Below are 17,999 nucleotides of genomic sequence, written 5' to 3' on the forward strand. Positions count from 1 at the left end.
GAAAGGCTCACGGCAAGGCAGCCAGGGCGGCTGTTGCAACCAGCGTCACGGCAAACACCAGATTGATGATCCGCGACGCCAGCGGTTTGCGCAGCAAACGTGCAAAAGCCGCGCCGGCGAGAAGCCACAAGAGATGAATGGCAACAATCATCAAGGCGAGGACCGCCAGCTTGGCTGAAATAGCAAGACCGCCGGCGCCGGAAGACGCGCCGGCAAACACGGCGGCAATCGCCACATAGGCTTTCGGATTGGCAACGGCCAGAAGGAACCCGCCCAGGAAAGTGGGAAGCGCCGCCCCACCAATGCGTGCCGCCAGTGGCGGCGCCGTCGCTATCTTGAACGCCAGATAGAGGATGTAGGCTGCTGACGCGACCGCCAACAGCGCTGCGAGCTTCGGCAGCGCGATGAGAACGGCCATGATGCCCGTCGCCACCACCAAAAGCACGAGGACCGTCCCGACAACGATTCCCGAGGCATAACGGAGCGAATCGCGCAGGCCGAACGCAGCACCGACCGCGGTGACGCTTATCGTCGCCGGCCCCGGGCTGCCCATAACGATGGCCGATGCCAGCACCAGCGCCAGCAATTGCTGCCATAGCTGCTGATCGAGAAGACCCTGTCCGGCCATGCGGCGTCCCTGCATCCTGCGACGAGGCAGGGACGGTAGGGCAAGGCAGCGGCGCCGGTCTTGAACGATCGTGCGCGGCTATGCGCTGGCCTTGTCGAGCTCGGCGATATCGTCCGGACTGAGCTGCAACGATGCGGCACGCACCAGGCTGTCGAGCTGGTCGAGCGTCGTCGCGCTGGCGATCGGAGCGGTGACGCCGGGCCGTGCCATGACCCAGGCAAGCGCCACTTCCGCTGGCTTGGCCGAATGTCTGGCTGAAACGGCATCGAGCGCTGAGAGAATGCGCATGCCGCGGGTGTTGAGATAGCCCTTCACACCGCCACCGCGCGGGCTTTTGCCGAGGTCGGCCTCGCTGCGGTACTTGCCGCTCAGAAACCCCTTGGCGAGGCTGAAATAGGTGATGACGCCGATGTCCTCGGCCGCGCACAGATCGCGCAGCGGACCATCGAAGGACGAGCGGTCGTAAAGGTTGTATTCCGGCTGCAGCACCTCGTAGCGCGGCAGGCCGCGCAGGCTTGCTACGTCAAGTGCGGCCCGCAACTGGGCGGCGTCGAGGTTGGAAGCGCCGGCATAACGGATTTTGCCCTTGTCGAGCAGTTTCTGGTAGGCGCCGAGCGTTTCCTCATAGGGAGTGGCCGGATCAGGCCAGTGCGACAGATAGAGATCGATTGTATCGACCTGCAGCCTCTTCAGCGAAGCATCGATGGCCTTTTCGATATAGGCGGCGGACAGGTCCCTCTTGCCCTGTCCCATATCCGAACCGACCTTGGTGATAACGACAACCTTGTCGCGGTTACCACGGCTCTTCATCCATCGGCCGATGATGGTTTCGGATTCGCCGCCCTGGTGGCCGGCAATCCAGCGCGAATAGGAATCGGCCGTGTCGATGGCGTTGAGGCCAGCGTCGACAAAGCGGTCGAGCAGGTCGAACGAGGTTTTCTCATCGGCGGTCCAGCCGAACACATTGCCGCCCAGAACCAATGGCGCGATGGATAGGTCGGTGCGACCGAGACGACGTTTCTGCAAGGCTGATCTCCATGGTGATTCATGCTGGGGCGGGTGGGAGCCGCCGACCGGGCTAACCTATGTCGCACCGTGGCAACGTCAAACGCATAGCCTCTTTTCCAGCCCGCCGGCGCTTCACAAAACCGCGACCCGCCGCGCCGTGTCGGGCTTCAAGACGCTGTCCCGAATTTCCAAACCAGTACCCTCTGAGGAAACAATCTGGCAAGTTTAGCACATAGATTGTCAAATCTGCCAATTCAGACCTTTGCCGGCCGGCCATAGGTTCCGCGGCGCCGACGCAAATCTCGGCACGGTCTGGCCAAGCCCGGACTGTTTGCCCCGGATCGTTTGTTGTGGAGACCGGAATGAAAGCAATTGTATTTGACGCCATCGGTTCGCCGCGCGACGTGCTCTACATGGACGACCTGCCGATGCCGCGCATCGGCGACGGCGAGGTGCTGGTCAGGATGGTCTCGGCCTCGATCAATCCGGGCGACTTCCTGTTTATCCAGAACCTCTATCCCGAACCGAAGAAGCCGCATTTTCCCCGGCAGGTCGCAGGAAACCATGGCGCCGGCATCGTCGAAGCCGTCGGCGCGAACGTCTTGCTGGAACCGGGCACGCTTGTCGCATTCAGCTATTATGGCAGCTGGGCCGAGTACGCGGCCATTCCCGCCGAATGGCTGATCCCGTTGCCTGCCGGCTATCCGGTCGAACGCGCCGGGCAGATGGTGAACCCCATTACCGCGTGGGATCTGCTGGTGGATTCCCGTGTGCGGCCTGGCCAGTGGCTGGCTGTCACGGCCGGCTATTCGTCGATTTCGACAATGGTGATGCAGTTCGCCCAACGACGCGGTATCAACGTCATCGCGCTGGTGCGGCACTCGCACCAAAGCTTCGATCTGAAGACGCTTGGCGCCGCCGCCATTCTTGACCTTTCTGACTTGAAGGCAAGTATCCGGGAAGCGGTGATGGATATCACCGGTGGCGCCGGATTGAACGGGATTATCGACAATGTCGGCGGACCTGTCAGCGGCGAATTGATCCGCACCCTGGCGCTCGGCGGGCAGATGGTGATCAATGGCGGCATGAGTGCCGAGCGCTTCGAACTGCACAATTTCGATGTGTTGCTGAGCGGCGTCGAGATCAGGGCGAATATCTATCGCTATTTCTTTTCGCCGCCGGCCGAAGCCGACCGGCCTGTGCTACGCGAGGTTATCGACACCTTCGGCCAGCCCGGCTTCCACGTTCCTGTCGGCGGTCTCCACGCGCTGACCGAGTTCAAGCTTGCCGTGGCAAACAGCCTGGATCGCGCCGATCTTGGAAAACAGATTTTCAGGATGTAGCCCAGACCACCGAAAACATCATGGTCAACGATAAAAGAAGCTACGTCGCGATCCGTCTTGTCACGTCTTCCAGCCAGTGGTCGCTGATACCCAGTGCTTCGAGGTGCTCCAGCGTGCTGAGCACGTAGTCCTCATTCCTCCCCGACTGGCCGACGGCGCCGCGAACGACGGTCGCCGCCTCGGCCGGGTCGAGCGCACCGGCATATTGCTCATGGCTGCGGTCCACGACATAGGCGATGGCTTCGACCGTCCCGCTCCCATCCGTTTCACTCTTGTCGAGGCGAACGCTGAGCACACGTTCGAGATAGACGTTGGTGACCAGCTCGCGTTCGCGCAGATAGGTAATGACCTCGTTGCGCAGCTCGCCTGGAACCCGGAACGCCAGCCCGATGCAGGAGCCGCCGCGGTCGAGGCCGAGCACCAGGCCCGGCCGTTCGCGCGTGCCGCGATGCACGAAAGAATAGACGCAGAGCGAACGGCGGTAGCCATGCAGGCGGGCGCGCCGCGTCTCGACATGCGCGAATCCCGGTCGCCAGATCAGTGAGCCGTAGCCAAAAACCCAAAAATCGCCCATATCGCCAAGCCTGATTGTGACGACCACCTCACCGGTGGTGTTTCAGTCCGTCTGCCTATTGGTGCCGCAAGCGACAGCCCACCCGTGCCACCCCGCGTTAACGAAAGCCGCAGCATGACGTCAAGTGACGAGCGCCCGCCGCCCAGCCAACGTCGCCGCCTGTTGTGGCTTGCCGCTTTCATTCTCGTGCTGTTCGGCATCTACAGCGCGGGCTGGTTCTACCTGGCGGACCTGGTCGAGAGCGCAGCCAAAAAGGCGGTCGCCGACCTCGACGACAAAGGCATCAAGGCCGACTGCGCCAATCTCGCGGTCAGCGGCTATCCCTTCAGCTTCACCCTTTCCTGCGACAGCCTGGCTTACGAGGACGACAGCCGCAACGTCGCGGCATCGACAGGCAAGATCAACGCCGCCACGCAGATCACGCGGCTTCTGTCGCCTGCCGCCGAGCTCAGGGGGCCGCTCAGGACCTCAGTTCCCGGCATGACCCCGCTCTGGATCGACTGGGATGATCTGCGGGCCGACATGAAGCTGTCCTGGCCGCTGCCGAGACGCCTCTCGCTGCAGGCAGAAGGCCTGTCCGGCCAGACCGATCCGGCAGACGACACCGATCCCGTCTCGCTGTTCAGCGCCGGAACTGCCATCGGGCAATTGCGCCCAAACGGCCCGGACATCGACTATACCGGCAATTTCACCGATCTCGAAATCGACGCGGCGGCCATCGACGGGCGCGTCTTGCCGCCGCTCGACGGCAGCGGCGACGTGACGCTGAAGAACGGCGTGACGCTGATCAAGGCAAATCCGAAGAGCCTGCGCGGCCAGGCGGCCGAAATCCACGAGCTCGATCTGTCGTCCGGAACTGCGCGCATCACCGTTTCCGGACCGCTGTCGGTCGATGACGACGGTCTCATAAATGCCGACCTGACGATCAGGCTCAATGATCCGAAGGCCGTGGCGGCAATCCTCGCCACCGCCATCCCCGAGCAGAAGAAAGAGATCCAAACCGGCTTTGCCGGACTGGCGCTGCTCGGCAACCAGCCGTCGATGCCGCTGAAGATCGTCAGGGGCAAGGCCTCGCTCGGCTTCATCCCGCTCGGCAAGATCAAGCCGCTCGACTAGAGCAATTCCAGGAAAAGTGTGAAACGGTTTTCCGTCCGGAATTGCGCAAAAACAAAGAGATAGAGCGGTTCGGCGTTTCTGTGAAACGATGAACCGCTCTAAGCCGGGCCGGCCTGCCATCGGCCTGCCGCGGCTTATCCCTTCGGCGGGTGTTCGACTGCCTGGCGGCCGAAATCCGGTACGTCGATGTCCTGGCCGGCCTCGATAATCGAGCGGCGGACGGCGCGGGTGCGGGTGAACAGGTCGAACAGTTTTTCGCCGTCGCCCCAGCGGATCGCCCGCTGCAGCGAGGACAGATCCTCGGAAAACCGCGCCAGCATTTCGAGAATGGCGTCCTTGTTGTGCAGGCAGACGTCGCGCCACATGGTCGGGTCGGACGCCGCGAGACGGGTGAAGTCGCGAAAGCCGGAAGCCGAGTATTTGATGACCTCGGACTTGGTCACCGACTCCAGATCGTCGGCGGTACCGACGATATTGTAAGCGATGATATGCGGCAGGTGCGAAACGATGGCCAGCGTCATGTCGTGATGCTGCGGGTCCATCGTGTCGATGTTGGAGCCGCAGCAGCGCCAGAATTCCGAGAGCTTTTCCAGTGCTGCGGGATCGGTACCGGGCAGCGGCGTGAAAATGCACCAGCGGTTCTCGAACAGTTCGGCAAAACCGGCGTCCGGTCCCGATTTTTCGGTGCCGGCCAAAGGATGGCCGGGGATGAAGTGCACGCCATCAGGCACATGCGGCTGCATCTGCGCGATCACCGACGCCTTGGTCGAGCCGACATCGGTGAGGATGGCGCCCTTCTTCAGCGCCGGCGCGATCTCTGCGGCGACCGTGCCTGAAGAGCCGACCGGCACCGAAACGATAACCAGATCAGCATCGCCAACCGCCTCTTTCGCATCCGTCGTATAGGTGTCGCCAAGGTCGAGTTGGCTCGCGCGTGCCAGCGTCGCGTCGCTGCGCGTCGAAATCGCGACTTGGCCGGCGAGTCCCTCGCGGCGGATGACGCGGGCCAGCGACGAGCCGATCAGGCCGATGCCGACCAGCGCGATCTTTTCGAACATCGGTGAGGTCATGGTGTTCTAGCTTTTCAGGAATGTCGCGAGTGCTGCGACAACGCCGCGATTGGCCTCTTCGGTGCCGATGCTCATGCGCAGCGCGCTCGGAAAACCGTAGCCGGAAACGCGCCGCAATATGTAGCCGCGCGCACTGAGGTAGTCGTCGGCGGCCGCCGCCGAATGCTTTTTATCCTCGGGAAAGTGGATGAGGATGAAATTGCCTACGCTCGGCGTCACCCGCAGCCCGAGCTCGCTTAGTTGCTCGCTCAGCCAGGCTAGCCAGGTCTCGTTGTGCGCGACGCTGCGTTCGATATGGGCGCGGTCGTGGATCGCCGCGATGCCGGCCTCGATCGCCGTCGCATTGACGTTGAAAGGCCCGCGCACGCGGTTGATCGCGTCGATGACGTGCATTGGCGCATACATCCAGCCGATCCGCGCCCCGCCCAGGCCCAATTTGGAGAAAGTGCGGGTCATGACCACGTTTTCCGCGCTGCCCACCAACTCGACGCCGGCTTCATAATCGTTTCGCCGGACATATTCGGCGTAAGCTGCATCCAGCACCAGAAGCACGTTTCGCGGCAGGCCGGCATGCAGGCGGCGCACCTCCTGGAACGGCACGTAGGTGCCGGTTGGATTGTTTGGATTGGCAAGGAAGATGATCCGGGTAGCCGGCGTCACCGCGGCGAGGATCGCATCGATGTCGGCGCGCTCATCGGTCTCCTTGACCGTTACCGGGACGGCACCGGCCGACTGTATGTAGATCTTGTAGACCATGAAGCCGTGTTCGGTGATGATGGCTTCGTCGCCGGGTGCGAGATAGGTCTGCGCCAGCAGGCCTAGAATCTCGTCGGAGCCGTTGGAGCAGACGATGTTCGCCGGGTTGAGCCCGTGCACCTCGGCGATCGCTTCCCTCAGGCGCCTGGCGCTGCCGTCGGGATAGACCGCGAGCTTGTCGGCGACCGCGCGCGCGGCCTCAATCGCCTTTGGCGAAGGACCGAGCGGGTTCTCGTTCGCCGACAATTTATGGACCTTGGCGACACCTTCAGGCGCCGCGCTCTTGCCGGGCACATAGGCTTCAATGTCCATGATGCCGGCGCGGGGCCTTGGACGTGTCTGATCCGGTGTCTGGCTCATTCCATGAAATCCGTCGAGGATGCCTCCATCCGGAGGCCGCAGCGGAAATACAAGCCGTGGCCCGGAATGTCGAGGGGCGGCAATTCGGGATCAAGAACTTGCCGTTGACGAACCCACGCGCGAGTCATAGAAGAGCATCGACAGTTCCGTGGTGATTTGGCCGGTCGGCTTGCAGCCACGTTAAACAACTTGCTAAAGGGCCGTTTGCATCTTGTAACCGGCTTTGCGAAGGCATGGCCGGTTTTTTGTTGCCCTGACTGGCTGTTGCCCGGACCGGTGGACAACGGAAGGCCGGGCAAGGAGATGTGATGGTCGCTTTGCGCGCTCGAAAAACCAACAACGAGGCCGACCAGCCGTCGAGCCCGGTGTTGCGTTTCGGCGCCGACAAGCCGCTCAAGCTCGACGCCGGCACGCTGCTGTCGCCGTTCCAGATCGCCTACCAGACCTACGGCACGCTCAACGACGCGCGTTCCAACGCCATCCTCGTCTGCCATGCGCTGACCGGCGACCAGCACGTCGCCAACACCAATCCGGTGACCGGCAAGCCGGGCTGGTGGGAGGTGCTGATCGGCCCCGGCAAGATCATCGACACCGACCGTTTCTTCGTCATCTCGTCAAACGTCATCGGCGGCTGCCTCGGCTCCACCGGCCCCGCCTCGACAAATCCCGCCACAGCCAAGCCTTACGGGCTCGACCTGCCGATCATCACCATCCGCGACATGGTGCGGGCGCAGTTGATGCTGGTCGAGCATTTCGGCATCGAACAGTTGTTCAGCGTGCTTGGCGGCTCGATGGGCGGCATGCAGGTGCTGCAATGGGCCTCCAGCTATCCCGAGCGCGTCTTCTCGGCGCTGCCGATCGCGACCGGCGCCCGCCATTCTTCGCAGAACATCGCCTTCCACGAGGTCGGCAGGCAGGCGGTGATGGCCGACCCCGATTGGCACGGCGGCAAATATTTCGAGCATGGCAAGCGGCCGGAAAAGGGGCTGGCGGTGGCGCGCATGGCCGCCCACATCACCTATCTGTCGGAAGCAGCGCTGCATCGCAAGTTCGGCCGCAACCTGCAGGACCGCGAAGCGCTGACCTTCGGTTTCGATGCCGACTTCCAGATCGAGAGCTATCTGCGCCATCAGGGCATGACCTTCGTCGATCGCTTCGATGCCAACTCCTATCTCTACATGACCCGGGCGATGGACTATTTCGATCTCGCCGCCGACCATGGCGGCCGGCTGGCCGATGCCTTCGCCAGCACCAAGACGCGCTTCTGCCTGGTTTCGTTCACCAGCGACTGGCTGTTCCCGACCGAAGAGAGCCGCTCGGTCGTGCACGCGCTGAACGCGGCCGGCGCCTCGGTATCGTTCGTCGAAATCGAGACCGACCGCGGCCACGACGCCTTTCTGCTCGACGAGCCCGAACTGTTCGCCGCCATCAAAGGCTTCATCGCCTCGGCCGCTCGGGCGAGAGGGCTCGGCGCATGACCCCGAAAAGTTGCCGGCTTTTCGGATCAGGACCATGCGCCAGGCATCAGCGCATGACCCCGAAAAGTTGCAGACTTTTCGGATCAGGATCATGCGCCAGGCAAGAGGCGAACGCATGAGCGTCAACCGCGCCCAGCGCGTCGACCTCGAGGTCGTCGCCGATCTCATCCCGCCGCAGTCGCGGGTGCTGGATGTCGGTTCCGGCGACGGCCTGCTGCTCGAATTGCTGCAGGCGACCAAGAAGGTCGACGGTCGCGGCCTGGAACTGTCGCAGCGCGGCGTCAACGAATGCGTGGCGCGCGGCCTGTCGGTCATCCAGGGCGATGCCGACAAGGATCTCCAATTCTATCCCGACAAGGGCTTCGACTTCGTCGTCTTATCGCAGACCTTGCAGGCGACCCGCAATCCGAAGCTGGTGCTCGACGAACTGCTCCGGATCGGCAACCGCGCCATCGTCTCATTCCCAAATTTCGGCCACTGGCGGGTGCGCTTTTCGTTGCTCTTCAACGGCCGCATGCCGGTGACCAGGGACCTGCCCTATTCCTGGTATGACACGCCGAACATCCATTTCTGCACCATTCGCGACTTCGTCAATCTGTGCGACGAGCTTGGCGCGACGGTGGAAAAGGCAACCGCGCTCGACGCCAACGGCCAGCGGATCGGCTTCTCGATGCCGTGGTGGTTCTGGAATTTTTTCGGCCAGCAGGCGGTGTTTCTGCTGAAACGATAAGAGCCAATCGTCGCAGATCGTCCCCTTATTCGAGAACGTCGGTGGCCTTGTGCGGATGCGGAACGCCATCGACCAGGACCACGTCGGACTGAGAATTCTCGGTGCGCAGCGGCAAGATCTCCTGATAGGCCCGCGAGCGGTACCATGCGCGCGCCTGCTGCATGTCTGGAAATTCGATCATGACGAGGTGGCCCGGCCAGGTGTTTTCAACGACTTCCACCTCGCTGCCATGCACGATGAAGCGCCCGCCAAACGGCTCCAGCGTGGCATCAATCTTGTGCAGGTACTCGACGATCTGCGGCCCCGGCGTGACCTGGCGCATATGTGCGACGGCGTAGGCGGTCATGGCGTATCTCCTTGTGGTCGAAGGCCGGACAACCGGCTTGATGGGAGCAGTTTGCCGAGACGTAGTGCGCTGGTCGATTACCCCAGAGGTAATGACACTGAATACAAAAACGAAGCGCGGCTGCCGTCACCTGAAAGATATTTCCGCCTGGCACCGATGATTTCCAGCCACCTGCGCTGTCCTTATCGATGAGCGCGCCTGGATGGTCCGGCGGCCGGGAACGAGAGGTGATCCATGGGATCGTTGCAAAATCAGAATGTCGTCGTCGTCGGAGGCAGCCGTGGTGTCGGCCGCTCGATCGCGGAGGCCGCTCTCAAGGAGAAAGCGACGGTGCTGGCCGTTGCCCGCGGAAAACAGGCCCTGGCGCAATTTGCCTGGGAGGTCTCGGGCGTGAAGACGCTCGCGGTCGATGCTACGGTGGACTCCGCCCCGGATAAGGTCTTCGCCGCGCTTGAGCCGGACGTGCTGGTGATCTGCGCAGGTGCGCTGGCGCCTTCTGCGCCGGTGCATGAACAGAACTGGAAGGCGTTCTCGGCAAATTGGGACACGGACGTCAAGGCGTCGTTCCTGTTTTGCCGGGCCGCTCTGCGGCGTCCGCTCAAGCCGGGGACCCGGATCGTTCTGATCTCCAGCGGCGCGGCCTTGACCGGCGGACCACCGAACGCCGGCGGCTATGCCGGCGCAAAACGCATGCAGATGTTCCTGGCCGGTCATAGCCAGAAGGAGGCCGACCGGCTTGGCCTCGGCCTGCGCTTCATGGCGCTCGCGCCGATGCGCATCATGCCGGAAACCGGCGTGGGCAAGGCCGGCGTCGACAGCATAGCGGCCTATATGGGCATCCAGCCGGCGGACTTCATCGCCGCCATGACCGACACGCAAACGCCGGCCGATGTCGGACGGGCGGTGGTCGCACTCGCCACCGGCCAGCCGCAAGGCAGTTCCTTCATGGTGAGCGGTAGCGGGCTTGCCCCGGCCGCCTGAGGGGCGCGTAATGCAACGCTCGCTCGTAACCGCACAAGCCACATGACAGACGCTCAACCACCTCTGGAACCAGCAGGCCAGCCGATCCTCGATCGGCTGGCCTTCGAGAAGGTCACGGCCGCGCATCGCCGCGAGCTCAAGCTGCATTGTTATCGCATGATGGGTTCGCTGCACGAGGCCGACGACCTCGTCCAGGACACGTTGCTTCGCGCCTGGCGCGCAAGATCGGAGTTCGACGGGCGAGGTTCGGTTCGCGGTTGGCTCTACATGATCGCGACCAACGCTTGCCTCAACGCCATCAAGGCGAGGTCGAGGGCGCGTCGCATTCTCCGGGAACCCGGACGGCCGCCCTCGCACGGGGCGGCCATAGGCGGGCCGGTAGCCGACATCGCCTGGCTGGAGCCCTACCCCGACGCCGAGCTTCCAGACATTGCCGGCAGCGAGCCAGGTCCGGAAGCCCGTTACGAGAGCCGCGAGGCCGTCCAGCTCGCCTTCGTCGCCGCGATCCAGGATCTGCCGCCCAGGCAGCGCGCCGCGCTGCTGCTTGCCGACGTCCTCGGATGGTCGGCTGTCGAGACGGCGCGTTTGCTGGGCGGATCGACGGCTTCGATCAACAGCGCGTTGCAGCGGGCCCGCGTAACGCTGGCGGCGCGCTATCCTCAGGGACGGCCGGCCAGCCGATCACGGCCCAGCCGCGAAGAAGGCCTGCTGCTCGAACGCTACATGCAGGCCTGGCAGGCCGCCAATCTTGACGGCTTGATCGAGCTCCTGCGTGAGGACGCCATCTATACCATGCCGCCTTGGCGTGAATGGTATCAAGGCCGCGAAGCGATCCGCGGTTTCTTCGAGACCGTCTGGCCGAGGTTTGGCGGCTTCCGCACGCTGGCCACCCGCGCCAATGCCCAGCCCGCGGTCGGGGTTTATTCCCGCAGCCACGATGGCCCTGAATGGCGGGCCCATTCCCTGCATGTGTTCGACGCAGCCGAGGGCGGGATCGCTTCCTTGACGATCTTCATAGGGCCGCTCGGGCCATCTCTGTTCCCGGCCTTCGGCCTGCCACCAGCCTAGCTTACCCCTGGGCCAGCCTTATCGGTCGAGTTCCGGGAAATATGGGTCCGAGAAAAACCGCCGGTCGCGCTCGCCTTGCAGGCAGTCGATCGGTGCGTCGATGCGGATCGTCCTCGGATCCACCTTGGGATACTCGATGCCGCTGACCTCGAGGATCAGTTTGCGGCGAGTGGCGGTGGCGAATTCGGAAGCAGCATAGATCGGCAGCACGAACGAGCCCGGCCCGCCGGTAACGCATTCGGCATAATACCGGTCGAGATGGCTGAAGGTGGGTGACGGGCTGATCAGGATCGGCAGCCCGTTGATGACGATGCCCTTCCCCAGCGCCGCATCGCGTGCCGTTGTGACCGGCAAGCCGGTGTTGTTTGGGCCGTCCCCCGAGACGTCGATGACGCGGCGTTTGCCGGTGAAAGCCGTGCCGTTGAAAAGCTCGGCGCCGAAAGCCACAGCACCGGAAATCGAGGTGCCGCGAAAGCTCCTGAACGGGCGGGCCGCGATCTTGTCGGCAAAAGCGTTGGCGCTCTCCTTGCTGTCGACGACCTGCCAGGCAATGACCGCATCGTCGCGGATGGTGCCGGCCCATTCAAAATAGGCGATGGCGATGCGGCCGAAGGTGCCGGCACGCACGGCGTTGATGAAGTCGGGGTGGCGCAGCGCCGCGACATAGCCGGCGCGCTGCAGGGCAAACTCCCTTTCATCCATCGACTGCGAGATGTCGACGGCCAGCACCAGCTGGACATCGACGGCAATTGCATTGGCCGGTGCGGCCGCAGGTGCCGCCGGGGTGCAGGCAAGGCAGGCGAGCAGGGCGAGAGCGTCAAGCATGGCCGATCGGAACGTTCCCATCTGAAACGATCGCGACAGTTTTTCGCCGCGATCGCGGCGAAATAAAGCTTGCCTTCTATTTCTTTCGGCCGGTCGAGGCGATCGCCGGGGGCGGTTCGATGGCACCTGCCCTGATACGGGCCGGCTTGAGTGGCGGTTGGCCGGCATCCTTGACGATGGTCAACGCCCGCCGGAAGAAGCGGGCATTGTGCTGGCCGCGGCCGATATTGAGGATCGCGGCGTCGGGAAGGCGCTTCTCCAGCATCGACAGCACTTGCCTCAGCGTTGGGCCGTCGAACGCGTCCAGCGCCTCGTCGATGATCACCCATTTCGGCCGTCGCAAGGCCAGCCTGGCAAAGGCCAGCAGACGCTGCTCGTCGTCGCTGAGCTCACGCTCCCAGCGCGCCGAGCGATCGAGCGAGGACGACAGGCGTTGCAGCCCGACATCGGCCAGCACCTCCGAGATCTCGGCATCGCTCGCCTCCGCCGCGCCGTCTGAATGGTTGAGCACCTCGCGCAGCTTGCCGAGCGGGAAATAGGGGGTACGCGGAACAAAGATCGGCGCTTCTCCGGCCGGCATGCCGATCCGTCCGCTGCCCCATGGCCACAGACCGGCAATGGCCCGGAAGAACAGCGTCTTGCCGGCGCCCGGATCTCCGGTGATCATGACCCGGTCGCCGGCGCGGATTTCGACATGCGGCTCGGCAAGCTTGGTGCATCCCTCCGGCGAGGCGATCTCGAGTTTCTCGAATGTCAGGCTGCCGTCCGGGTTTTCGCCGAACGAAATGCGCCTTTCCGTATCGTGCAGCGCGTCGGTGTCGCCAAGCGCGATGCGGAAGTCGGCGACCCGCATCAGCGTAGCGCGCCAATCGGCGATGCCGCCGATATTGTTGATGAACCAGCGCAGCGACGAATGGACCTGGTTGAAAGCGCCGACTGCCATCATCAAGCCGCCAAAGCTGATATCGCCGGCGAAATAGACCGGTGAGGCGACCAGGATCGGCGCGACGACAGTGATCCAGCCATAGGTGTCGGTAACCCAGGAAAGATTGATCTGGGCGCTGTAGATGCGCCGCATGGCGCCCAGCACCGTGCCGAGATCGAATTCGAGCCGGCGCCTGGCATCGGCCTCGCCATGCGCCAGCGCGATGGCATCGACATTCTCGTTGACGCGAACCACCGAGGAGCGCAGTTCCGCCTCACGCGTATAGCGATCGTTGTTGAAGCGGATCAACGGTCGCCCGACCAGCCAGCTCAACCAGGAGGCGGTGCCAGCATAAAGGATCGCCGCCCAGACCATGTAGCCGGGTATGGCCAGCGAATGGCCGCCTATGTGGAAGACGAAGCCGGAAGACAGCGACCACAGGACCCCAACGAACGAGGCAAGCAGGATGCAGGACTGCAGCAGGCCGATGCCAAGACCGGTGGAAAGATCGGAGAGATGCCCGGCATCCTGCTGCAGGCGCTGGTCGGGATTGACGCCGATGGCGCCGGCATGGGTCAGCCGGAAGGCACGCGCCGGCCGCATCCATTCGTCGATCAGGTCGAGCGTCAGCGCCTCGCGCAGCTTCAGGCGGAGCATCTGGTCGAGCCAGGTCTGGCCGACATTGAGCACCACAAGCCCGCCGGCGATGCCGGCAAAGACCAGAAGCTGATGCAGGAAAGCCGGCATGTCGCGCCGCGCCAGCGCGTCGTAGAAAGGCTGGTTCCAGCGATTGAGCAGAACCTGCCCGATCGAGCTCGCCACGATGACGGCGACGATGCCGATCGATGCCCAAAGCAATTGTTTTCGCACCGGCGAGGTGGTCAGCGCTATCTTGATTGTTGCCAGCTGCTCACGCAGGCTGCTGGCTTCGATCGACGTGGCAAGCTTCTGGGCGCTGGCCTCGACATCCGGACGATCATCCATCGGTTAAATCCTTGCATTCGGAGCAATGCCAAACCGGTCATAGGGATCGGCCGCACGGCCTTCAATCGGACAGCAAACCTGATATCGTCAGATAGGCGTGAAAAAGCACGTCTCGGATCACGAACGCGTCATCCTGGCGGTGCCGGGTGTTCGGCCCGCGACAGCCCGGCCAAGCGTCGGCGCGCCATGCGGCGAGAGAACCGGCACGAAGACGCGGCGGGACGCGCGCTGGGCAACCGGCACGCCTTGATAGAGCCGCTTCTGCGCCTCGACGACGATAACGCCGGAGAAGATCGGCCAGAAGCGCCGGCCGGCGCGTTCCAGCACATTATGGAACTGCATCATGAAACGTCGCGGCGACGGCGGGAAGAACAGCGCATCGGACCACGCCGCCGGCGTGAAATTCGCTTCGCGCAGCAATTCGGTCAGCTGGCCGCGCGAGAACGGCCGGCCATTGCCGAAAGGCGTATGCTCGAAGCGTGCCCAGACACCGCGCCGGTTGGGCACGACGATGACGACACGGCCCGCCGGCGACAGCACCCGCCAGATCTCGTTCAGCGTCTCGCGTGGGTTCTCGACATGTTCGAGCGAATGGACGAGCAGCATGCGGTCGATGCAGGAATCAACCAGCGGCAGTTCCTCGTCGAAGACCAGCGCGGTCGCCGTCGGCCCGGTCGCCGGCCAGACCACCGCGCCCTGCGTCGCCGGCATGAAGGCAAAGACGCGCTCGGCATCGCTGCCGAAGCGCTCCAGCCACGGCAAGGTGTAGCCGAGGCCGACCAGCCGCTCGTTGGGCACGACGGCCCATATCGAGGACAGCGCCATGGTGATCGAGCGTTCGGCCAGGCGGCCGAGCGTGGTCGAATAAAACGAACGGAGATCGACAATGTCTGAATGCATGCGCGGAACGGTAGCTTCGAAGCAGTCCAAGTTCAACAAAGGCAGATGACATCGGCTGGCAGGCGCCCTATGTCTGCGGCAATAAAGGGAGAGATGCGATGCCGGTCGAGATCGAACAATTCATGTGCCGCAGCGACAATTTCGGCGTGCTGGTGCATGACCCGAAAAGCGGTCAGACGGCGCTCATCGATGCGCCCGAGGAGGCGCCCATCCTGGCGGCGATCAAGCGCACCGGCTGGACGCCAACGATGATCCTGACCACTCACCACCATCTCGACCACGTCGAGGCCAATCTGGCGCTGAAGGAGCGTTTCAAGCTGCGCATTGTCGGGCCGGAAGCCGAAAAGGCAAAGATTCCCGGCATCGACGAAACTGTCGAGCAAGGCTCGGTCGTCCATCTCGGCGACGAGCGGATCGAGGTCATCGCCACACCCGGCCATACCGCCGGCCATGTCACCTATCATCTGCCGGCGTCGAAAGTGGCTTTCGCCGCCGACACGCTGTTTGCGCTCGGCTGTGGGCGGCTGCTCGAATGCAAGCCGCCGGTGATGTACGAATCCCTGAAGAAGCTCGCGGCGCTGCCGGCCGAGACGGTTATCTATTGCGGCCATGAGTATACGCTGGCCAATGCCCGTTTCGCGCTCACCGTCGACCCGACCAATTCGGCGCTGAAAGAGCGCGCCGCCAAGGTCGAGGCGCTGCGCGCCGACGGCAAACCGACGCTGCCGACGACCATCGGCGAGGAACTGTCGACCAATCCGTTCCTGCGCTGGCACGATCCGGCGATCCGCAGGCATCTCGGCCTGGAGAAGGCCTCCGACGCCGAAGTGTTCGCCGAGATCCGCAAGCGCAAGGACAATTTCTGAGCGGCACCAGGAGCTAGGGTCGTGACCAGTTCCGCCGAAATCATCGCCCTGCTCGGCCTGAAGCCGCATCCGGAAGGCGGCTGGTATGCCGAGACCTTTCGCGACGGCGCGGCAGGCACGCGCGGCCATTCGACGGCGATCTATTTCCTCCTCGAGAAGGACCAATTGTCGGCCTGGCACCGGGTCAAGGACGCGGCCGAGGTCTGGCATTTCTATGACGGTGCGCCGCTGGCGCTGTCGATACATCGGGAAGGCGGTCCCGTCATCGAGGAGATCCTCGGTACGGCGCTTGCCGCGGGCGAGCGGCCGCAGATCGTCGTGCCGGCAGGCTGGTGGCAGTCGGCACGCAGCCTCGGCGAATGGACCCTGGTCGGCTGCACCGTGGCGCCGGGTTTCGATTTCTCCGCCTTCGAACTCGCCGAACCAGGCTGGCTGCCGGGCACGCCCTAGGCACCTAGCCCAGCAGGAAACCCAGCGTGATCGCCAGCTGGCCGACGTAATACAGCGCCCAGACCGCATGGCGCACCCAAATGCGGTGCGGCGAGATGGCGGGCAGCAGGAACTTTTCCACGGCGTGCAGCCCGTCGGACAGGATGAGCAGGACGACGCCGCCGACGACCCCGACGCTGTTCAGGGTGAGCGCCGCAATGCCCATGCCAAGCAGCGCCGCGGCATGGATGCCAATCGGCAAACGCAAGGCCGGGCCGATGCGGCGCCAGAGCGCGAAAAGCATCGCCAGCGCCGACACGATCATCGCCAGCACGATCGCTGCCCGCCACGGCTCGGCCGAAAGCAGCCCGAGGCCGCCGCCGGCACGCAGGAACAGCACGACGTAAAGCACGTGCGCGGCAAGAAAACTGGCCGTGCCGCCAAGAAATGCCTTCTCGCCGTCGCGCGACAGGAAGGCGTCGCCGACGGCACTGGCGCCGAGCGCGGCGACGAGCAGCCATGGGCCGCCCTGCTGCACGACCAGCACCGCCAGCATCGCCACCGCCAATGTCCTTGCCGCCGACTGCGAAAGGCGCGGCGGCATGCCGAGGCTGAACGCGTAAATCACCGCCGCCGCCAGCGAAAACAGCAGCGTCGCATTGGCATTGGCATCGATGCCGCCGGGAAACGGCATCATGCGTTTGCCTCGCTCGCGGCCCTCTTGCGCAGGAACAGCGATTTCGCCGCCAGTGCCGCGCCGCCGGTGATCAGCACGCAGGCGGCGAGGATGCGCCATGACGGCTCGGCGAAGCCGGCTGATATCAGCACCAGGGTGGACAGCAGCGGCGCGGCATAGCTCGCCGCCCCCAGCACCTGGATGTTGCCGCGCTTGACGCCGATGTCCCAGGCATAGAACGCCGCCCCCACCGGCATCAGACCGAGGCCGAGCACGGCCAGCCACTGGCCGGCGCCGGCGGGCAGCACCGTCTCTTCAAGCAACAGATGGCAGACCAGCGAAAGGGTCGCGGTGGCGGCGCAGAACCAGGTGACGATGCTGGTCGGCACCGAGGGGAAGCGCCGCGACAACAGCGAATAGGACGACCACAGCACCGCGCAGACGCCGGCCATGGCGTAGCCGAAGGCATAACGCGCGTCGAAGGCAAGCCCGCCGCCCTTGGTGACGATCAGGACCGTGCCAGCAAGGCCGAGCAGCGCGCCGGCGACGTGGTTCCAGGCCAGCCGCTCGCCCGGCATCAGCGCCGATCCGAGCACGATCAGCAGCGGCCACAGATAGGCGATCAGGCTGGCCTCGACGGCCGGCGCATTGCGCAGCGCGGTGAAGTAGAAGAAGTGGTAGCCGAACAGGCCGGCAATGCCAATCACCCAGACCTGGCGCGGTATCTTCGCGGCGCCGCCGGCTGCCGGCATGAACAGCCGGGCAACCAGCCCGACGCAAGTGCCGATCGTGAAGGTGATTGCTGAAAGCAGGAACGGCGGAACGGCGCCCGAAGCATCCGTAAGCAGCGCCAGCAGCGCCCACATGGCGACCGCGGAGAAGCCGATCAGTGTTGCGCGCGCCATATCCGTCGCCCCCGTGCCCCGTTGGCGGCGC

At 64.1% G+C, this 17,999-nt stretch carries 19 protein-coding genes and 1 riboswitch; of the genes, 8 read left to right on the plus strand and 11 right to left on the minus strand.

Annotated elements, in window-relative coordinates; genetic code table 11:
- Positions 1 to 7 precede the first annotated feature (7 nt).
- Both NKI58_RS00920 and NKI58_RS00925 read right to left on the minus strand, forming a co-directional pair.
- Positions 8 to 628 carry a LysE family transporter gene (locus tag NKI58_RS00920; protein ID WP_352577228.1) on the minus strand — a complete coding sequence of 207 codons (621 nt, stop codon included), beginning with the start codon at positions 626 to 628 and terminating at the stop codon, positions 8 to 10.
- A 78-nt stretch (positions 629 to 706) separates the two neighbouring features.
- The gene (locus NKI58_RS00925) at positions 707 to 1,654 is read right to left on the minus strand and encodes an aldo/keto reductase (protein WP_352593905.1); all 948 of its coding nucleotides are present in this window, start codon (positions 1,652 to 1,654) and stop codon (positions 707 to 709) included.
- A 344-nt stretch (positions 1,655 to 1,998) separates the two neighbouring features.
- Between NKI58_RS00925 and NKI58_RS00930 the strand changes: the two genes are divergently transcribed.
- The gene (locus NKI58_RS00930; protein ID WP_352577230.1) at positions 1,999 to 2,979 is read left to right on the plus strand and encodes a quinone oxidoreductase family protein; all 981 of its coding nucleotides are present in this window, start codon (positions 1,999 to 2,001) and stop codon (positions 2,977 to 2,979) included.
- 40 nt (positions 2,980 to 3,019) lie between these two features.
- Here the strand turns inward: NKI58_RS00930 and NKI58_RS00935 are convergent, their stop codons facing one another.
- Positions 3,020 to 3,553: a gamma-glutamylcyclotransferase gene (locus tag NKI58_RS00935; RefSeq protein ID WP_352703651.1), complete on the minus strand. Its 534-nt coding sequence runs from the start codon at positions 3,551 to 3,553 to the stop codon at positions 3,020 to 3,022.
- Between the two features lie 114 nt (positions 3,554 to 3,667).
- Between NKI58_RS00935 and NKI58_RS00940 the strand changes: the two genes are divergently transcribed.
- Positions 3,668 to 4,669 carry a DUF2125 domain-containing protein gene (locus NKI58_RS00940; RefSeq protein WP_352703653.1) on the plus strand — a complete coding sequence of 334 codons (1,002 nt, stop codon included), beginning with the start codon at positions 3,668 to 3,670 and terminating at the stop codon, positions 4,667 to 4,669.
- Between the two features lie 134 nt (positions 4,670 to 4,803).
- Here the strand turns inward: NKI58_RS00940 and NKI58_RS00945 are convergent, their stop codons facing one another.
- A complete protein-coding gene (locus NKI58_RS00945) occupies positions 4,804 to 5,739 on the minus strand; it encodes a prephenate/arogenate dehydrogenase family protein (RefSeq protein ID WP_352621620.1) in 936 nt (311 codons plus the stop codon).
- Between the two features lie 6 nt (positions 5,740 to 5,745).
- Positions 5,746 to 6,855 carry a histidinol-phosphate transaminase gene (gene hisC / locus NKI58_RS00950; RefSeq protein WP_352621618.1) on the minus strand — a complete coding sequence of 370 codons (1,110 nt, stop codon included), beginning with the start codon at positions 6,853 to 6,855 and terminating at the stop codon, positions 5,746 to 5,748.
- 138 nt (positions 6,856 to 6,993) lie between these two features.
- Positions 6,994 to 7,071: riboswitch (SAM riboswitch) on the plus strand.
- A 92-nt stretch (positions 7,072 to 7,163) separates the two neighbouring features.
- On the opposite strand from hisC, the gene metX reads away from it, so the two are divergent.
- Both metX and metW read left to right on the plus strand, forming a co-directional pair.
- Positions 7,164 to 8,333 carry a homoserine O-acetyltransferase MetX gene (metX, locus tag NKI58_RS00955; protein WP_023677910.1) on the plus strand — a complete coding sequence of 390 codons (1,170 nt, stop codon included), beginning with the start codon at positions 7,164 to 7,166 and terminating at the stop codon, positions 8,331 to 8,333.
- 115 nt (positions 8,334 to 8,448) lie between these two features.
- Positions 8,449 to 9,063 (plus strand): methionine biosynthesis protein MetW, encoded by a 615-nt coding sequence (gene metW, locus NKI58_RS00960; RefSeq protein WP_023677909.1) that lies wholly within the window; start codon positions 8,449 to 8,451, stop codon positions 9,061 to 9,063.
- 25 nt (positions 9,064 to 9,088) lie between these two features.
- On the opposite strand, the gene NKI58_RS00965 is transcribed toward metW, so the two are convergent.
- Complete coding sequence (locus NKI58_RS00965) at positions 9,089 to 9,409, minus strand: DUF1330 domain-containing protein (protein ID WP_352783341.1); 321 nt, start codon at positions 9,407 to 9,409, stop codon at positions 9,089 to 9,091.
- 234 nt (positions 9,410 to 9,643) lie between these two features.
- Here NKI58_RS00965 and NKI58_RS00970 point away from each other — a divergent pair, with 234 nt between their 5' ends.
- Together NKI58_RS00970 and NKI58_RS00975 are read left to right on the plus strand one after the other, a co-directional pair.
- Positions 9,644 to 10,390 carry an SDR family NAD(P)-dependent oxidoreductase gene (locus tag NKI58_RS00970; protein WP_352783338.1) on the plus strand — a complete coding sequence of 249 codons (747 nt, stop codon included), beginning with the start codon at positions 9,644 to 9,646 and terminating at the stop codon, positions 10,388 to 10,390.
- 42 nt (positions 10,391 to 10,432) lie between these two features.
- Positions 10,433 to 11,458, plus strand: coding sequence for an RNA polymerase subunit sigma-70 (locus NKI58_RS00975; RefSeq protein WP_352783335.1), 1,026 nt, complete (start codon positions 10,433 to 10,435; stop codon positions 11,456 to 11,458).
- Positions 11,459 to 11,476: 18 nt separating this feature from the next.
- On the opposite strand, the gene NKI58_RS00980 is transcribed toward NKI58_RS00975, so the two are convergent.
- The 3 genes from NKI58_RS00980 to NKI58_RS00990 all read right to left on the minus strand — a co-directional run bounded on the left by NKI58_RS00980 (position 11,477) and on the right by NKI58_RS00990 (position 15,092).
- Entirely contained in the window at positions 11,477 to 12,283 is an 807-nt protein-coding gene (locus tag NKI58_RS00980) for a DUF1194 domain-containing protein (protein WP_352783333.1), read from the minus strand.
- A 76-nt stretch (positions 12,284 to 12,359) separates the two neighbouring features.
- Positions 12,360 to 14,192: an ABC transporter ATP-binding protein/permease gene (locus tag NKI58_RS00985; RefSeq protein ID WP_352783330.1), complete on the minus strand. Its 1,833-nt coding sequence runs from the start codon at positions 14,190 to 14,192 to the stop codon at positions 12,360 to 12,362.
- Positions 14,193 to 14,309: 117 nt separating this feature from the next.
- Positions 14,310 to 15,092, minus strand: a complete 783-nt coding sequence (locus NKI58_RS00990; protein ID WP_352646682.1) for a class I SAM-dependent methyltransferase — start codon at positions 15,090 to 15,092, stop codon at positions 14,310 to 14,312.
- A gap of 98 nt (positions 15,093 to 15,190) precedes the next feature.
- Between NKI58_RS00990 and gloB the strand changes: the two genes are divergently transcribed.
- Positions 15,191 to 15,958 (plus strand): hydroxyacylglutathione hydrolase, encoded by a 768-nt coding sequence (gloB, locus tag NKI58_RS00995; RefSeq protein WP_352451211.1) that lies wholly within the window; start codon positions 15,191 to 15,193, stop codon positions 15,956 to 15,958.
- Positions 15,959 to 15,979: 21 nt separating this feature from the next.
- The gene (locus NKI58_RS01000; RefSeq protein ID WP_352591166.1) at positions 15,980 to 16,408 is read left to right on the plus strand and encodes a cupin domain-containing protein; all 429 of its coding nucleotides are present in this window, start codon (positions 15,980 to 15,982) and stop codon (positions 16,406 to 16,408) included.
- A gap of 4 nt (positions 16,409 to 16,412) precedes the next feature.
- Here NKI58_RS01000 and NKI58_RS01005 read toward each other — a convergent pair whose 3' ends face one another.
- The gene (locus NKI58_RS01005; RefSeq protein WP_352783325.1) at positions 16,413 to 17,084 is read right to left on the minus strand and encodes a lysoplasmalogenase family protein; all 672 of its coding nucleotides are present in this window, start codon (positions 17,082 to 17,084) and stop codon (positions 16,413 to 16,415) included.
- Positions 17,081 to 17,968 (minus strand): aromatic amino acid exporter YddG, encoded by an 888-nt coding sequence (gene yddG, locus NKI58_RS01010; protein ID WP_352593895.1) that lies wholly within the window; start codon positions 17,966 to 17,968, stop codon positions 17,081 to 17,083. The genes NKI58_RS01005 and yddG overlap by 4 nt, the downstream gene beginning before the upstream one ends.
- Positions 17,969 to 17,999: the final 31 nt, after the last annotated feature.

This window comes from Mesorhizobium sp. M0522 (genome assembly GCF_040321085.1).
Classification (GTDB): Bacteria; Pseudomonadota; Alphaproteobacteria; order Rhizobiales; family Rhizobiaceae; genus Mesorhizobium.

What these genes read in the sequence shown, in the direction of transcription:
- NKI58_RS00920 (WP_352577228.1), bottom strand. Translation starts at nt 628, where the DNA reads ATGGCCGGACAGGGTCTTCTCGATCAGCAGCTATGGCAGCAATTGCTG.
- NKI58_RS00930 (WP_352577230.1), top strand. Translation starts at nt 1,999, where the DNA reads ATGAAAGCAATTGTATTTGACGCCATCGGTTCGCCGCGCGACGTGCTC.
- NKI58_RS00935 (WP_352703651.1), bottom strand. Translation starts at nt 3,553, where the DNA reads ATGGGCGATTTTTGGGTTTTTGGCTACGGCTCACTGATCTGGCGACCG.
- NKI58_RS00940 (WP_352703653.1), top strand. Translation starts at nt 3,668, where the DNA reads ATGACGTCAAGTGACGAGCGCCCGCCGCCCAGCCAACGTCGCCGCCTG.
- NKI58_RS00945 (WP_352621620.1), bottom strand. Translation starts at nt 5,739, where the DNA reads ATGACCTCACCGATGTTCGAAAAGATCGCGCTGGTCGGCATCGGCCTG.
- hisC (WP_352621618.1), bottom strand. Translation starts at nt 6,855, where the DNA reads ATGAGCCAGACACCGGATCAGACACGTCCAAGGCCCCGCGCCGGCATC.
- metX (WP_023677910.1), top strand. Translation starts at nt 7,164, where the DNA reads ATGGTCGCTTTGCGCGCTCGAAAAACCAACAACGAGGCCGACCAGCCG.
- metW (WP_023677909.1), top strand. Translation starts at nt 8,449, where the DNA reads ATGAGCGTCAACCGCGCCCAGCGCGTCGACCTCGAGGTCGTCGCCGAT.
- NKI58_RS00965 (WP_352783341.1), bottom strand. Translation starts at nt 9,409, where the DNA reads ATGACCGCCTACGCCGTCGCACATATGCGCCAGGTCACGCCGGGGCCG.
- NKI58_RS00970 (WP_352783338.1), top strand. Translation starts at nt 9,644, where the DNA reads ATGGGATCGTTGCAAAATCAGAATGTCGTCGTCGTCGGAGGCAGCCGT.
- NKI58_RS00975 (WP_352783335.1), top strand. Translation starts at nt 10,433, where the DNA reads ATGACAGACGCTCAACCACCTCTGGAACCAGCAGGCCAGCCGATCCTC.
- NKI58_RS00980 (WP_352783333.1), bottom strand. Translation starts at nt 12,283, where the DNA reads ATGCTTGACGCTCTCGCCCTGCTCGCCTGCCTTGCCTGCACCCCGGCG.
- NKI58_RS00985 (WP_352783330.1), bottom strand. Translation starts at nt 14,192, where the DNA reads ATGGATGATCGTCCGGATGTCGAGGCCAGCGCCCAGAAGCTTGCCACG.
- NKI58_RS00990 (WP_352646682.1), bottom strand. Translation starts at nt 15,092, where the DNA reads ATGCATTCAGACATTGTCGATCTCCGTTCGTTTTATTCGACCACGCTC.
- gloB (WP_352451211.1), top strand. Translation starts at nt 15,191, where the DNA reads ATGCCGGTCGAGATCGAACAATTCATGTGCCGCAGCGACAATTTCGGC.
- NKI58_RS01005 (WP_352783325.1), bottom strand. Translation starts at nt 17,084, where the DNA reads ATGATGCCGTTTCCCGGCGGCATCGATGCCAATGCCAATGCGACGCTG.
- yddG (WP_352593895.1), bottom strand. Translation starts at nt 17,968, where the DNA reads ATGGCGCGCGCAACACTGATCGGCTTCTCCGCGGTCGCCATGTGGGCG.